The sequence below is a fragment of the Pseudomonas sp. MF6747 genome (genome assembly GCF_963890955.1).
Taxonomy (GTDB): domain Bacteria; phylum Pseudomonadota; class Gammaproteobacteria; order Pseudomonadales; family Pseudomonadaceae; genus Aquipseudomonas.
Genome location: NZ_CAWPSZ010000001.1, coordinates 243,141 through 257,289, shown reverse-complemented (window position 1 = coordinate 257,289; position 14,149 = coordinate 243,141). Strand labels below are relative to the sequence as shown.

13 protein-coding genes are annotated in these 14,149 nt (G+C 61.0%); 8 read left to right on the top strand and 5 right to left on the bottom strand.

Annotation, left to right across the window (positions count from 1 at the left end):
* Positions 1 to 39 precede the first annotated feature (39 nt).
* Positions 40 to 963, top strand: a complete 924-nt coding sequence (locus AACW30_RS01165; RefSeq protein ID WP_106575727.1) for an SdiA-regulated domain-containing protein — start codon at positions 40 to 42, stop codon at positions 961 to 963.
* 120 nt (positions 964 to 1,083) lie between these two features.
* A complete protein-coding gene (locus AACW30_RS01160) occupies positions 1,084 to 1,992 on the top strand; it encodes an SdiA-regulated domain-containing protein (protein WP_200622283.1) in 909 nt (302 codons plus the stop codon).
* Here AACW30_RS01160 and AACW30_RS01155 read toward each other — a convergent pair whose 3' ends face one another.
* Positions 1,993 to 3,939: an autotransporter domain-containing protein gene (locus AACW30_RS01155; protein WP_200622281.1), complete on the bottom strand. Its 1,947-nt coding sequence runs from the start codon at positions 3,937 to 3,939 to the stop codon at positions 1,993 to 1,995.
* Positions 3,940 to 4,306: 367 nt separating this feature from the next.
* Positions 4,307 to 4,978, bottom strand: coding sequence for a ribose-5-phosphate isomerase RpiA (rpiA, locus tag AACW30_RS01150; protein WP_005792336.1), 672 nt, complete (start codon positions 4,976 to 4,978; stop codon positions 4,307 to 4,309).
* 137 nt (positions 4,979 to 5,115) lie between these two features.
* Between rpiA and ilvA the strand changes: the two genes are divergently transcribed.
* Both ilvA and AACW30_RS01140 read left to right on the top strand, forming a co-directional pair.
* On the top strand, positions 5,116 to 6,630 hold the full coding sequence (gene ilvA, locus AACW30_RS01145) for a threonine ammonia-lyase, biosynthetic (protein ID WP_124418688.1): 1,515 nt from the start codon (positions 5,116 to 5,118) through the stop codon (positions 6,628 to 6,630).
* Positions 6,631 to 6,670: 40 nt separating this feature from the next.
* Positions 6,671 to 7,084 carry a DUF2269 family protein gene (locus AACW30_RS01140; RefSeq protein WP_200622272.1) on the top strand — a complete coding sequence of 138 codons (414 nt, stop codon included), beginning with the start codon at positions 6,671 to 6,673 and terminating at the stop codon, positions 7,082 to 7,084.
* Positions 7,085 to 7,194: 110 nt separating this feature from the next.
* Here AACW30_RS01140 and AACW30_RS01135 read toward each other — a convergent pair whose 3' ends face one another.
* Entirely contained in the window at positions 7,195 to 7,851 is a 657-nt protein-coding gene (locus tag AACW30_RS01135; protein WP_106575721.1) for an HAD family hydrolase, read from the bottom strand.
* Positions 7,852 to 7,994: 143 nt separating this feature from the next.
* Here AACW30_RS01135 and AACW30_RS01130 point away from each other — a divergent pair, with 143 nt between their 5' ends.
* On the top strand, positions 7,995 to 8,474 hold the full coding sequence (locus tag AACW30_RS01130) for an RNA pyrophosphohydrolase (RefSeq protein ID WP_003176750.1): 480 nt from the start codon (positions 7,995 to 7,997) through the stop codon (positions 8,472 to 8,474).
* A gap of 22 nt (positions 8,475 to 8,496) precedes the next feature.
* Positions 8,497 to 10,776, top strand: coding sequence for a phosphoenolpyruvate--protein phosphotransferase (ptsP, locus tag AACW30_RS01125; protein ID WP_056857662.1), 2,280 nt, complete (start codon positions 8,497 to 8,499; stop codon positions 10,774 to 10,776).
* 99 nt (positions 10,777 to 10,875) lie between these two features.
* On the opposite strand, the gene AACW30_RS01120 is transcribed toward ptsP, so the two are convergent.
* Positions 10,876 to 11,622 carry an NRDE family protein gene (locus tag AACW30_RS01120; RefSeq protein ID WP_200622270.1) on the bottom strand — a complete coding sequence of 249 codons (747 nt, stop codon included), beginning with the start codon at positions 11,620 to 11,622 and terminating at the stop codon, positions 10,876 to 10,878.
* Between the two features lie 214 nt (positions 11,623 to 11,836).
* Here AACW30_RS01120 and lgt point away from each other — a divergent pair, with 214 nt between their 5' ends.
* Both lgt and AACW30_RS01110 read left to right on the top strand, forming a co-directional pair.
* Positions 11,837 to 12,649, top strand: coding sequence for a prolipoprotein diacylglyceryl transferase (lgt, locus tag AACW30_RS01115; RefSeq protein WP_056857664.1), 813 nt, complete (start codon positions 11,837 to 11,839; stop codon positions 12,647 to 12,649).
* A gap of 54 nt (positions 12,650 to 12,703) precedes the next feature.
* Entirely contained in the window at positions 12,704 to 13,537 is an 834-nt protein-coding gene (locus tag AACW30_RS01110) for a thymidylate synthase (RefSeq protein WP_106575719.1), read from the top strand.
* A 140-nt stretch (positions 13,538 to 13,677) separates the two neighbouring features.
* Here AACW30_RS01110 and cadR read toward each other — a convergent pair whose 3' ends face one another.
* Positions 13,678 to 14,127, bottom strand: coding sequence for a Cd(II)/Pb(II)-responsive transcriptional regulator (cadR, locus tag AACW30_RS01105; RefSeq protein WP_200622266.1), 450 nt, complete (start codon positions 14,125 to 14,127; stop codon positions 13,678 to 13,680).
* Between the last annotated feature and the right edge of the window lie 22 nt (positions 14,128 to 14,149).

Genomic DNA, 14,149 nt, shown 5'->3' with positions numbered 1-14,149 from the left:
GTGCTATCACCTAACGCTGACTTTCCGGAAAAGCGCTCAATGGCCGTGACTTTGCCCTCTGCTGCACCCAAGCCCCGTTCACGCTTTGCCCTGCGCTGGTATTCCTGGCTGTTCCTCGCCGGGGCGATTGTGTATGGCGTTGCCTGGCTCATGCATTGGGATGATCGTGGCGTACTGTGGGTGGCGGAACGCTTTGAGACGCCGGCTGAGCAGCAAGCCAGCGTCTGGCTGCCGGACTACCATGCGGTCATTGACGGCAAGTTGCTGCCCGGCATGGAGAAGGATGAGGCTTCGGATCTTTCCTACAATCCGCAGACCAAAACCCTGTTTTCCGTGATGGGCAAAAACCCGTTCCTGGTTGAGTTGAGCCTGCAAGGCGATGTGCTGCGCAAGATGCCACTCAACGGCTGGAACAACCCGGAAGGCCTGACGATGATGGAGAACGGCCTGATGGCCATTGTCGATGAGCGCATGCACACGCTCACCGTGGTGAAAGTCGATGCCGGCACCCAGCAACTGAATATCGCTGACTTCAAGAGCTACGACCTGGGCCCGTCCAAGGATCAGAACAAAGCCTTCGAAGGCATCACCTGGGACAAGCGCAATCAACAGCTCGTGCTGGGCGAGGAGCGCCCACCGGCGCTATTTACCTGGAAAAGCGATGGCGCCACGCTGACAGGCGACAAGCAAAAACTCGCCAGCACCGAGCTGGACATGCGCAACCTGTCAGCCCTTGCCGTGGACCCGCGTACCGGCCACTTGCTGGCATTGTCGGCCGACTCCCACCTGTTGCTGGAGCTGGATGAAAAGGGCGAGCAAGTCAGCTTCATGACCTTGCTCGGCGGCTTCAACGGCCTCAAGCGCACCATTCCGCGTGCCGAAGGCGTGACCATGGACGAGCGCGGCACCTTGTACATGGTCAGTGAGCCGAACCTGTTCTACCGTTTCGAAAAACAGAAATAACCCACCATTACGTCGGGCATTTCTCCAATAGCGGCATTCGCCAGACATCCGGCAGCGTTTAAGTTTAAATTCAGACAGGCGTGATATTCATTCGCCACTTTTTGACTTCGAGCTGCCCTGATGCGTCGATTCGCCCGCCCCAAACCCGCGTTTTTTACTGTGCTGCTGATCGCCCTGGTGGCCGCCGGTGTGGTCGCACAGCAATTGCGTCTGTTCGAGCGCGCATGGTTTAACTGGCAGGCCTGGCGCCAGCCGGCCGATGAGCGCTCCATCGGCCTGGCCGATTATCGCGTCAGCCTGGAAGCCAAGGTGATCGAAGGCCTCGACGATGATGTCTCGGCCCTCACCTATGACCCGGTGCGCAGAAGCCTGTTTACCGTCACCAATAAAAACGCCGAGCTGGTCGAGCTGTCCCTGGACGGCAAGATTTTGCGGCGCATTCCACTGGTGGGTTTTGGCGATGCCGAGGCCGTGGAGTTCATCAGCGACAACATCTACGTGATCAGCGATGAGCATCAGCAGCGGCTGATCAAAGTGCACGTGAACGATGACACCCAGTTCCTCGACGCCGCCGATGCGGAGCAGATGACATTGGGCGTACACATGGGCGGCAACAAGGGTTTCGAGGGCCTGGCGTACGATTCGGTCGGCAAGCGCCTGTTTGTGGCCAAGGAACGTGACCCGATGCTGATTTACGAGGTGCGCGGTTTCCCTCATTTCAAGCCGGAAAAAACCTACTCGGTGCACGTCATCAACAACCCCAAGCGCGATGCCGGACTGTTTGTACGCGATCTGTCGAGTTTGCAATACGACGAGCGCAGCGGCCATCTGCTGGCGCTGTCGGATGAGTCGTTTCTGGTGCTGGAGCTGGACATCGACGGTCGCCCGCTCAGCAGCCTTTCTCTGCTCAACGGGCGCCATGGCCTGCAAAAACGTGTGCCTCAGGCCGAGGGCATCGCCATGGACGACGAAGGCAGCTTGTATCTCGTCAGCGAGCCGAACCTGTTTTACGTGTTCAAGAAACCCTGATCAAAACATCCACTGCACACCCAGCGAATAGCCGGTCTGGCTGCCTTCGGCATGCCCCAGGCGGCTGTTTACCTCGGCGTAAACGCCCAGCTGCGGGGTGATCGCCAGCTGGCTGCCGACTTGGGCGCGGCCAAAGCTTTTGTCCACGGCACCCAGTTTGGCGGTGCGCGCCTGGCCATCGGCGCGGGCGGTCAATTGCAAGTCGTCGAGACGCCCGTCAGCCAATTCCTTGACCCAGGCGATGTCGCCGTAAGGCAGCAGGCTCAAGCCATAGGGCAGGGCGACGGCACCGCGCACGCGCCAACCGAAGCTGGCTTCCAGGGAGTCGAAAGATTGCTCCTGGTACTCAAGCGCCGTGCGCAGGTTCTGTTTTTCGTGGAATTTATCGATGCGCGAGTGACTGTAATCCAGACCGGCAAACGGACCGCTCTTGACCGCGCCGACGTCGAAGTCATAGCCGCCCAGGACGCGCGCGCCCAAGGACAATGCGTCGGTGTTGCCGCTCAGTTGCTGATTGAGCAAGACCGGGCCGCCATTGGCCTGGATCAACAAGTTGCGCTTGGCATCAAAGCGCGTACGACCGACGCTCAGGTCGCCGGCCAGCCAGCTCGGTCCGCCGTCGTTGAGCAAGGCGTAGGCCGCGGCCTGCCAGGTGTCGCTGTCGAGTTTGCCGCGGTGCTCTAGTTTGTCGCGACCGTTGAGGTAGCTCAGGCTGGCGCCGATGTTCAGGCTGGGCGTGAGTTGGTAGTCGCCGAGCGCATGCACGCCCAAACGCCGCGCTTGAGGGTTGAGCGGGCTGTCGAAGCCGCTGTCCGGGGTGTATTCACCGTCCACGCCAACCTCGCCGTCAAAGCTGCCAACCTCGCGACTGGCTGCTTGCAAGCTCAGCCAGCGGCGATCATGCAGGCGCACCATGGCTTGGTGCTGGCGCTGTAGGTTGTCCTGCATGTTGCGTGCAACGGCGCCGCCGGAGGCAGTCGAGGCCATCAGGTCGGCGTTGGTCAGCTCCAGCACCAGGCGGCTGAGCAGGCGCGAATAGTCGCGCAGGCGCTGGTCGATGCGCGCCTGGCCGAAGGCGTCGGTGAGCACGGCCTTGTTGTCCTCGGCCGGGTCATGCCAGGTCGAGCCACCCGGAATTTTCGGGTTGTTGGTTTGGGTGTAGCCGTCCAGGTCGCCCAGCTCCCAGTTGGTGGCTTCGATATACAGAATCGGGATTTTCAGCGGCTCGAACGGCTCGCCATCGCTGCAGCAGCCGGTGCCCGTGGGGTATTGCGGGTCCAGGCCAGGGTTGGTGAACAGGGGGATGTTCAATTCCTTGGCGATCTGGAAAGTGTGTTCGCGCAGCGAGGCCAGGGCGGGGTTGGCCGTGCTGTTCTGGCCGGCGTGGGCGTACATCATGTCGCCGGTGATCAGGCTGTCGAGGTTGATCATTGCCAGCATGTTCGCGCGCTGGCTGGCGCTGAGTGAGTCGACAAACGCCTTGGAGCCGCGCAGGCCTTCCTCTTCCGCGCCGAAGCCGACGATTTGCAGGCCGTTTTCCAGTTGCAGACCGCCGAGGTTCTTCGCCACTTCGGTCAGCACGCTGGCGCCGGAGCCATTGTCGTCCAGGCCTTGGAGGGTCGGGCGGCCGAAGTAGGTGTCAAAATGCGCGCCAATCACCACGTACCGCGGCGTGGTGCCGGCGGCGTAGGCCACCACGTTTTGCGAGGCGCGAGTGCCGTTGTTCCAGGTGAAATTCTGGCGACTGAGGCTGTAGGCCGAGCCCATCTGGCTTTGCATCCAATCTGCTGCGCCGGCGAAATTGGCGGTGCCGCGATACCGGCCGGGGTAATCGTTGATCAGCTTTTCCAGGGTGGTGTTGGCGTGCTGGCCGTAATCATAGGCCTGGGTATGTGTCGACAGCAGGCTGCCGACCACGCTGATCGCGAGGGCTAGGGGCTTTATCACAAGGTCGTCCTTGAGGTGATGGGGAAGGTCAAGCCCAGACCCATTGCACAATGCGCGCCTCATTCCTTGAGCGATTGCAAAGTGGCGCATTGTTAAACGCGTGAGTCGCCTGGCTGTAATTTGTAACGGGTTTGATACTGAGTGAGGTGTGACATGCCACGAGGTGGCGCACGATATTGGCGAGGGGATGCAGCGAAAAGTAGCGTTTTTGTTACATAACTATCGAGGTCAGCCCATCGCAAATGTGGGAGCGGGCTTGCTCGCGAAGACGGTGTGTCAGGCCACTGATCCAGCGACTGACACACCGCATTCGCGAGCAAGCCCGCTCCCACACAAACCCGGCTCCCACAGGGGGATTCGCGGTTTTTTAAGCCTTCAGGGTTTTCACGCCTTCAGAAGTGCCCAGCAGCAACACATCAGCCGGACGCGCGGCGAACAACCCATTGGTCACCACGCCGACGATCGCATTGATCTGCGTCTCCAGCTCCACCGGGTTGGTGATCTGCATGTTGAACACATCAATGATGATGTTGCCGTTGTCGGTCAATACGCCTTCGCGGTACACCGGGTCGCCGCCCAGCTTCACCAGCTCGCGGGCTACGTGGCTGCGGGCCATCGGGATGACTTCCACTGGCAGTGGGAACGCGCCAAGTACCGGCACCAGCTTGCTGGCGTCGGCGATGCAGATAAAGGTCTTGGCCACGGCCGCGACGATCTTCTCGCGGGTCAAGGCTGCGCCACCACCTTTGATCAGGTTCAGGTGTTCGTCGCTTTCATCGGCGCCGTCGACGTAGAACTCCAGGTCGCTCACGGTGTTGAGCTCGTACACCGGAATGCCATGGCCCTTGAGGCGAGCGGCGGTGGCTTCGGAGCTGGCCACGGCGCCGTCAAACGCACCTTTGTGCTGGGCCAGTGCATCGATAAAGCAGTTGGCGGTGGAGCCGGTGCCGACACCGACGATGCTCTTATCGTCGAGTTTAGGAAGGATTAAATCGACGGCGGCCTGGGCCACTGCCTGTTTGAGTTGATCCTGGGTCATGCGGGCTCCGGAACGGGCGGGGAGTTATCGAGGGCGGCGAGTATAACCCAACAAAACCTCGGTATTCGTGTGGTCGCCCGGCCAAAAGCCGGGTTAGACTCCTTGGCCCTGCCCAACCTGCTCAGTGATTCCCGCCGATGCTTGAACAGTACGTCAAAAAGATCCTCACCTCGCGCGTTTACGACGTTGCCGTAGAAACCCCCTTGCAGACCGCGCGCCAGCTCTCCGAGCGGCTGGGCAACACGGTCTGGCTCAAGCGTGAAGACTTGCAGCCGGTGTTCTCGTTCAAGATTCGCGGCGCCTACAACAAGCTGACCCAACTGAGCAGCGAGGAACGTGCGCGCGGCGTGGTCACCGCGTCTGCCGGCAACCACGCCCAGGGCCTGGCCCTGGCGGCGAAGGTGCTGGGGGTCAAGGCCACCATCGTGATGCCCAAGACCACCCCGGAAATCAAAGTGGAAGGCGTGCGTTCGCGTGGCGGCAAAGTGGTGCTGCACGGGGATTCTTTCCCGGAAGCGCTGGCGTATTCGCTGAAACTGGTCGACGAAAAAGGCTACGTTTACATTCACCCCTACGATGATCCGCACACCATTGCCGGGCAGGGCACCGTGGCGATGGAGATTCTGCGTCAGCACCCTGGGCCGCTGGACGCGATTTTCGTACCGGTGGGCGGCGGCGGACTGATCGCCGGTATCGCGGCGTACGTGAAATACCTGCGCCCTGAAATCAAGATCATCGGTGTCGAACCAGATGACTCCAACTGCCTGCAGGCCGCCATGGCGGCGGGCGAGCGTGTGGTGCTGCCAACCGTCGGCATCTTCGCCGATGGCGTGGCGGTGGCGCAGATCGGCCAGCACACCTTCGATATCTGCAAAGACTATGTGGACGAAGTGATCACCGTAAGCACCGATGAAATCTGCGCGGCGATCAAGGACATCTACGACGACACGCGCTCCATCACCGAGCCTGCTGGCGCACTTGGCGTGGCGGGTATCAAGAAATACGTGGAAACGCGGGGCATCACCGGTCAAACCCTGGTAGCCATCGACTCCGGCGCCAACGTCAACTTCGACCGCCTGCGCCACGTGGCCGAGCGCGCCGAGTTGGGTGAAGGCCGCGAAGCCATCATCGCCGTGACCATTCCCGAGCAGCCGGGCAGCTTCAAGGCGTTCTGCGAGGCTGTGGGCAAGCGCCAGATCACCGAATTCAACTACCGTTATCACTCCGGCCGCGAGGCGCACATCTTCGTCGGCGTGCAGACGCACCCGGAAAACGACCCGCGCAGCGCGCTGATCGCCAGCCTTACCAGTCAGGGTTTCCCGGTGCTGGACCTGACCGAGAACGAGCTGGCCAAGTTGCATATCCGCCATATGGTCGGCGGACACGCGGCCAAAGTCAGCGATGAGCTGGTGTTCCGTTTCGAGTTCCCGGAGCGTCCGGGCGCGCTGTTCAACTTTCTTAACAAACTGGGCGGGCGCTGGAACATCTCGATGTTCCACTACCGCAACCACGGCGCGGCCGATGGCCGTGTGGTCGCGGGCCTGCAAGTGCCGGCGGACGAGCGCCATCTGGTGCCGGCGGCCTTGGCGCAAATCGGCTACCCGTACTGGGATGAAAGCGAAAACCCGGCCTACCAGCTGTTCCTCGGTTAAGCGACTACGCTGACTGAGCGGCCTTCAAGGAATCAAGACCATGGAAACGCTGACCACCCTCAAGGTGATCCACATCACCGCCACTGTGTTACTGCTGCTCAGCGGCCTGGGCCTGGCGGTACTGGCCTGGCGCAAACGCAGCGCCGGTCCGGCCGCTACCGTGCAACGCCCGTGGGCGTTTGTGTGGTTGCTGATGGGGGTGTGCATGGTCAGCATGCCGTTTACCGGTTGGTGGCTGGTGCACCTGATCGGCTGGCCGCTGGGGCAAACCTGGATTCTGGGCTCCAGCATCCTCTACACCGTGGCGGCGCTGGCCTGGTTATGGCTGGTGGCGCGGCTTAATCGCCTGCGTAAAGGCGAGGGCGGTAGCCTGAATTTCACGTTGGCGCTGGCGGTGGTCAGCCTGGTGGGGTTTGTGGCGATTGCCGGGTTGATGGGCGCCAAGCCGGTTTAAGGCTTTAAACCGCGTCGGCTGCATCGGGGCAAGCCCCCTCCCACACTCGACCGCGTTCCAAAGGATCTACTCGGTTAAAGGTGGGAGGGGGCTTGCCCCCGATAGGGCCATCAGCTACGCAGCGTGATTACCGGCCAGCCTCGCTTCTGGGCCTCAGCCCGCAAATTCGGATCCGGGTCCACCGCCACCGGGTGGGTCACTTGCTCCAGCAACGGCAAATCATTCATCGAGTCGCTATAGAAGTAGCTGTCTTCCAGGCTATAGCCGGTCTCTTCCAGCCAACGATTCAAACGCGTCACCTTGCCTTCTCGGAAGCACGGCACGTCGGTGCTGCGCCCGGTGTAGCGGCCATTTTCCATCTCGCACTCAGTGGCGATCAGGGTTTCAACGCCCAGGCGTGCGGCAATCGGCGCGGTGACGAAGCGGTTGGTGGCGGTGATGATCACCAGCTTGTCGCCCGCAGCGCGGTGCCTGGCCAGCAGTTCCATGGCCTTGGGCAGCATGATCGGCTCGATGCAGTCGCGCATGTAGTCGTTGTGCCACTCGTTCAACTGGGCCATCTCGGTGCGGCCGAGGATTTCCAGGCAGAAGTTCAGGTACTCGGCGTTATCCAGCGTGCCGGCCAGGTAGTCCTGGTAAAACTCGTCGTTGCGGGCCTTGTAGGCCACCGCGTCGAGAATCCCGCGTTCGCAGAGGTAATCGCCCCAGGCGTGATCGCTGTCACCGCCCAGAAGCGTGTTGTCCAAGTCGAATAAAGCCAGGCGCATTGCAGTTACTCGCTGAAAAGTCTGTAAAAAGGCGTCCAGAATACGGTCTTTTCACAAGAGTGCACATAAGGTAAGAAGCCTCGTTGCCGCTGGAACAACGTTTGTGGAACAATGCGGTGACATGCGTTTGCGAGGTTGTTGCCGTGATCGACCCCGATGGTTTCCGTCCTAATGTCGGGATTATTCTTACGAATGATGCCGGACAGGTGCTATGGGCTCGCCGAATCAACCAAGATGCCTGGCAGTTTCCTCAAGGCGGAATCAACCCCGACGAAACCCCTGAAGACGCCTTGTACCGTGAGTTGAATGAAGAAGTCGGCCTTGAGCGCGAAGATGTGCAAATTCTGGCCTGTACCCGTGGCTGGTTGCGCTATCGTTTGCCGCAACGCCTGGTGCGTACCCACAGCCAACCGCTGTGCATCGGCCAGAAGCAGAAATGGTTTCTCCTGCGCCTGATCTCCAACGAGCAGCGGGTGCGGATGGATTTGACCGGTAAACCGGAGTTCGATGGCTGGCGTTGGGTCAGTTATTGGTACCCGTTGGGCCAGGTGGTGACATTCAAGCGCGAGGTTTATCGTCGCGCTCTCAAAGAGCTTGCCCCGCGCCTTTTAGCGCGCGACTGACGACGGAGTTCGACCCCGAGCCATGCTCAATACGCTGCGCAAGATCGTCCAGGAAGTTAACTCCGCCAAGGATCTCAAGGCGGCGTTGGGGATTATTGTGTTGCGCGTCAAGGAAGCCATGGGCAGCCAGGTCTGCTCGGTTTACCTGCTGGACCCCGAGACCAACCGTTTTGTGCTGATGGCCACCGAGGGCCTGAACAAGCGCTCCATCGGCAAGGTCAGCATGGCGCCCAATGAAGGTCTGGTGGGCCTGGTGGGGACGCGTGAAGAACCCCTGAACCTTGAAAACGCGGCCGATCACCCGCGTTACCGCTACTTTGCCGAAACCGGCGAAGAGCGCTACGCCTCGTTCCTCGGCGCACCGATCATTCACCACCGCCGCGTTGTCGGCGTGTTGGTCATCCAGCAAAAAGAACGCCGCCAGTTCGACGAAGGTGAAGAAGCCTTCCTCGTGACCATGAGCGCGCAGCTCGCCGGGGTTATTGCCCACGCCGAGGCGACGGGCTCGATTCGCGGCCTGGGCCGTCAGGGCAAGGGCATCCAGGAAGCCAAGTTCGTCGGCGTGCCGGGTTCGCCGGGGGCTGCCGTCGGTACGGCGGTGGTCATGCTGCCACCGGCCGACCTCGATGTGGTGCCGGACAAGACCGTTCACGACATCGACGCCGAAATCAAACTGTTCAAGACCGCCCTGGAAGGCGTGCGCGCCGACATGCGCAACCTGTCGACCAAGCTGGCCACGCAACTGCGCCCCGAAGAGCGCGCGCTGTTCGACGTGTACCAGATGATGCTCGACGACGCGTCGCTGGGTAATGAAGTCAAAACCGTGATCAAGACCGGCCAGTGGGCCCAGGGCGCGCTGCGCCAAGTGGTCACCGATCACGTCAACCGTTTCGAGTTGATGGACGACGCCTACCTGCGCGAGCGTGCCTCGGATGTGCGTGACCTTGGTCGCCGTCTGTTGGCCTACCTGCAGGAAGACCGCACCACCAACCTGGTCTACCCCGACAACACCATCCTGATCAGTGAAGAGCTGACCGCCACCATGCTCGGCGAAGTGCCGGAAGGCAAACTGGTGGGCCTGGTCTCGGTTCTGGGTTCGGGTAACTCCCACGTCGCGATCCTGGCCCGGGCCATGGGTATTCCGACGGTCATGGGCCTGGTGGACCTGCCGTATTCCAAGGTTGACGGCATCGACATGATCGTCGATGGGCATCGCGGCGAAGTTTTTACCAACCCCAGCGAGCTGTTGCGCAAGCAATACGCCGAAGTGGTGGAGGAAGAGAAGCAACTGGCGCTGGGCCTCGATTCGCTGCGCGAACTGCCGTGCGTGACGCTCGACGGCCACCGCGTGCCGCTGCTGGTCAACACCGGCCTGCTCGCCGATGTGGCCCGCGCGCAACAGCGCGGCGCCGAGGGGGTAGGGCTGTACCGCACCGAAGTGCCGTTCATGATCAACCAACGGTTCCCGAGCGAGAAGGAGCAGCTGGCGATTTATCGCGAGCAACTGTCTGCCTTCCACCCGTTGCCGGTGACGATGCGCAGCCTGGACATCGGCGGCGATAAGTCACTGTCTTACTTCCCGATCAAGGAAGACAACCCCTTCCTAGGCTGGCGCGGCATTCGCGTGACCCTCGACCATCCTGAAATTTTCCTCGTGCAGACCCGCGCCATGCTCAAGGCCAGCGAAGGCCTGAACAACCTGCGCATCCTGTTGCCGATGATCTCCGGCACCCATGAGCTGGAAGAGGCTCTGCATTTGATTCACCGCGCCTGGGGCGAAGTGCGCGACGAAGGTGCCGACGTGCCGATGCCGCCGATCGGCGTGATGATCGAAATTCCAGCGGCGGTGTACCAGGCTAAAGAGCTGGCGCGGCAGGTGGACTTCCTTTCGGTCGGCTCCAACGACTTGACCCAGTACTTGCTGGCCGTGGACCGCAACAACCCACGGGTGGCCGACCTCTACGACTACCTGCATCCGGCGGTGTTGCAAGCCTTGCAACATGTGGTGCGCGACGCCCATGCCGAAGGCAAACCGGTGAGCATCTGCGGTGAAATGGCCGGCGACCCGGCCGCAGCGGTGCTGTTGATGGCGATGGGCTTTGACAGCCTGTCGATGAACGCCACCAACTTGCCGAAGGTGAAGTGGATGTTGCGCCAGGTTGAGCTGAGCATGGCCAAGGATTTGCTGGCCGAGCTGATGACCATCGACAACCCGCAAGTTATCCACAGCTCGCTGCAGTTGGCGCTGAAGAACCTGGGGCTGACGCGGATGATCAACCCGGCCTCGGCGAAAACCCTCTAGACCGAGGCGCGGCCATCGCAGGCAAGCCAGCTCCCACAGGGGGAATGTATTCCAACTGTGGGAGCTGGCCTGCCTGCGATGGTGCCAGTCCAGTCATCGCTAAATGTTGAGTTCGACTTCACCCAGTCGGCCACCCAGCGGCCCGAAGCTACGCTCCACCATCCGCCGTGACCCATCCGCATTCACAATCAACGCCGTACTCGCCCGGGTCCCATAACTGGGACTGGCAATAAACACACTCGACAATAAACTCTCGGTCGCCAACCCCACGCCGGTGTCCGGCAAGTCGGCAAACGGGGCGGTCTGCGGGTCGCTCAGTATGTCGAGCAAAGCCTGCGGCTGCGGATTTTCCAATAATTCGCCAAATGCCGCCTTGGCCTTGAGCAGCTTTGGCCATGGCGTATCCAGCCCGGCGTTGGACAACCCATAAACCCCGGCCTTCAGTTGCGTCGGCGTAGTCTCATTGGCGTTGTAATGCCACAGCTCATTCTGCGTACCCACTAACAGGTTAAACCCGGCGTATTCAATCGAACGGCCGTTAACGTCGGCCAAGTAGTCGTCAATTGACAGTGAACCGCCGAGGAATCGCGCCACCAGTTCCCCGCGCGACTTACGGGACGGCGGCTGGTGGGGGTCGCGGATATTGGTCAGGGCCGCAAAGCGCCCCTCGGCGCTGACCCCAAGCCAGGTGCCACCGGCTTCCTGGTCGCGGCCGGCGTAAATGTGCGGCGCATCCGGCCACTGGGCCAGCGGCAGGCTGGGGCGGGCGTAGAACTCATCACGGTTGGCCGCGACGATCAGCGGATGGGCGTGGCCCGGTCGCCAGGCGAAAACAATCAGGCACATAAGGCGTTCCCCTTTGTGTTTTGCTCCACTCTACCCAGACAAACGCGGGCGTTCCATCGTATCGAAGTTGGGCCGCACGCCTTCCATCCGTTAACATGCGGGGCTATTGGGCGCGTGTGAACTTCTTAATTTGAAATAGCGGCTGTAACGCAGGCTTAATCGCACACCGGCATGGTCCGGTGCGCCATGACTAATGATTTAACGAGGAGTCGCAATGCTGCCTTACCCGCAGATCAACCCGGTGGCCGTGGCCATCGGTCCGCTGCAAATCCACTGGTACGGGTTGATGTACCTGATCGGCATCGGCGGTGCCTGGCTGCTGGCTTCCCGGCGCCTGAACCGTTTCGACCCGACCTGGACCAAGGAGAAGCTCTCCGACATGGTGTTCTGGATGTCGATGGGCGTAATCGTCGGCGGGCGGCTCGGGTATGTGCTGTTTTACGACCTGCCAGCCTATATCGCCAACCCGACGCTGATTTTTGAGGTGTGGAAGGGCGGCATGGCGTTCCACGGCGGCTTTGTCGGCGTGATGATCGCCGCGTGGTGGTTCGGCCGCCGTAACGGCAAGTCGTTCTTCCAGCTGATGGACTTCGTCGCGCCGTTCGTGCCGATTGGCCTGGGTGCCGGGCGTATCGGTAACTTCATCAACGCCGAGTTGTGGGGCAAGCCGACCGACGTGCCGTGGGCCATGGTGTTCCCGCCATTCAGCGACCCGGCGCAGTTGCCGCGCCATCCGTCGCAGCTCTACCAGTTCGCCCTGGAAGGTGTGGCACTGTTCCTGATTCTGTACATCTTCTCGCGCAAGCCACGCCCAACCATGGCCGTGTCGGGGATGTTCGCGCTGTTCTACGGGATCTTCCGCTTTATCGTCGAGTTCGTGCGTGTGCCGGATGCACAGCTGGGCTACCTGGCGTGGGGCTGGTTGACCATGGGGCAGATTCTCAGCATGCCGATGATTCTGGCGGGCCTGGGCCTGCTGTGGTGGGCTTACAACCGTCCGCAGGGCATCAAGAACGCCGCGCTTTAAATTCGAATGCCGAGGCTTTTGCAGAGCCTCGGCTTCTACGCTACGGGTACTTACATGAAGCAATATCTCGAACTACTGAACGACGTCGTGACCAATGGATTGACCAAGGGCGATCGCACCGGCACCGGCACCAAAGCCGTGTTTGCCCGTCAGTATCGGCATAACTTGGCCGACGGCTTCCCGCTGCTGACCACCAAGAAGCTTCACTTCAAAAGCATCGCCAATGAATTGATCTGGATGTTGAGTGGCAACACCAACATCAAGTGGCTGAACGAAAACGGCGTGAAAATCTGGGACGAGTGGGCCACCGAAGACGGTGACCTGGGCCCGGTGTACGGCGAGCAGTGGACCGCCTGGCCGACCAAGGACGGCGGCAAGATCAACCAGATCGACTACATGGTCGACACGTTGAAGAACAACCCCAACAGCCGTCGCATCCTGTTCCACGGCTGGAACGTCGAATACCTGCCGGACGAAACCAAGAGCCCGCAGGAAAACGCGCGCAACGGCAAGCAAGCGCTGCCGCCGTGCCACCTGCTGTACCAGGCGTTTGTGCATGACGGCCATCTGTCGATGCAGTTGTACATCCGCAGCTCCGACGTCTTCCTCGGCCTGCCGTACAACACCGCCGCGCTGGCGTTGCTGACCCACATGCTGGCCCAGCAATGCGACCTGATCCCGCACGAGATCATCGTCACCACTGGCGACACCCACGCGTACAGCAACCACATGGAACAAATCCGCACCCAGCTGGCGCGTACGCCGAAGAAGCTGCCGGAGCTGGTGATCAAGCGCAAACCGGCGTCGATCTACGACTACAAGTTCGAAGACTTTGAAATCGTCGGCTACGACGCGGACCCAAGCATCAAGGCTGACGTGGCCATCTAAAGACTGTCTTGGTCTTAATGGATAGGCTTGTGTGGGAGGGGGCTTGCCCCCGATGGCAGTCTGTCAGTCGCCCACCGGGTGACTGAACCACCGCTATCGGGGGCAAGCCCCCTCCCACATTGGGTCCGTGTTCACTTGAGTTAATGGCCGTGGCTTCTGCCCACGTGCGAAGGCTCAGCCTCGCTGGCCGCCACACTGCCGCTGACCTCCAGTCGCTGCAAAATCGCGCATTGATCCAATCCCGCCCCACCGCCGCAGCGTTGGCGCAGGTCCAGCAATTGTTCCTGTAACGCCAGCAGTCCATCGATCCGCGCTTTCACGTGGTGGATATGCTCATCAATCAACGCATTCACGCTTTCGCATTGGTCCTGAGGACTGTCGCGTAGCCCGAGCAGGCTGCGGATTTCTTCGAGGGTCATGTCGAGGCTGCGGCAGTTGCGGATAAAGATCAGCCGCTCGGTGTGCGCCTGGGTGTAAACCCGGTAGTTGGCGTCAGTGCGCGCAGGTGGCGGCAGCAGGCCTTCCTTCTCGTAATAACGGATGGTTTCCACCTGACAGTCGGTCAGTTTGGCCAATTCACCGATCTTCATCGCAGCAATCTCCAAATGGGTG

What these genes read in the sequence shown, in the direction of transcription:
- lgt (WP_056857664.1), top strand. Translation starts at nt 11,837, where the DNA reads ATGCTGCCTTACCCGCAGATCAACCCGGTGGCCGTGGCCATCGGTCCG.
- rpiA (WP_005792336.1), bottom strand. Translation starts at nt 4,978, where the DNA reads ATGACCCAGGATCAACTCAAACAGGCAGTGGCCCAGGCCGCCGTCGAT.
- AACW30_RS01165 (WP_106575727.1), top strand. Translation starts at nt 40, where the DNA reads ATGGCCGTGACTTTGCCCTCTGCTGCACCCAAGCCCCGTTCACGCTTT.
- AACW30_RS01140 (WP_200622272.1), top strand. Translation starts at nt 6,671, where the DNA reads ATGGAAACGCTGACCACCCTCAAGGTGATCCACATCACCGCCACTGTG.
- AACW30_RS01110 (WP_106575719.1), top strand. Translation starts at nt 12,704, where the DNA reads ATGAAGCAATATCTCGAACTACTGAACGACGTCGTGACCAATGGATTG.
- ilvA (WP_124418688.1), top strand. Translation starts at nt 5,116, where the DNA reads ATGCTTGAACAGTACGTCAAAAAGATCCTCACCTCGCGCGTTTACGAC.
- AACW30_RS01120 (WP_200622270.1), bottom strand. Translation starts at nt 11,622, where the DNA reads ATGTGCCTGATTGTTTTCGCCTGGCGACCGGGCCACGCCCATCCGCTG.
- ptsP (WP_056857662.1), top strand. Translation starts at nt 8,497, where the DNA reads ATGCTCAATACGCTGCGCAAGATCGTCCAGGAAGTTAACTCCGCCAAG.
- AACW30_RS01160 (WP_200622283.1), top strand. Translation starts at nt 1,084, where the DNA reads ATGCGTCGATTCGCCCGCCCCAAACCCGCGTTTTTTACTGTGCTGCTG.
- AACW30_RS01135 (WP_106575721.1), bottom strand. Translation starts at nt 7,851, where the DNA reads ATGCGCCTGGCTTTATTCGACTTGGACAACACGCTTCTGGGCGGTGAC.
- cadR (WP_200622266.1), bottom strand. Translation starts at nt 14,127, where the DNA reads ATGAAGATCGGTGAATTGGCCAAACTGACCGACTGTCAGGTGGAAACC.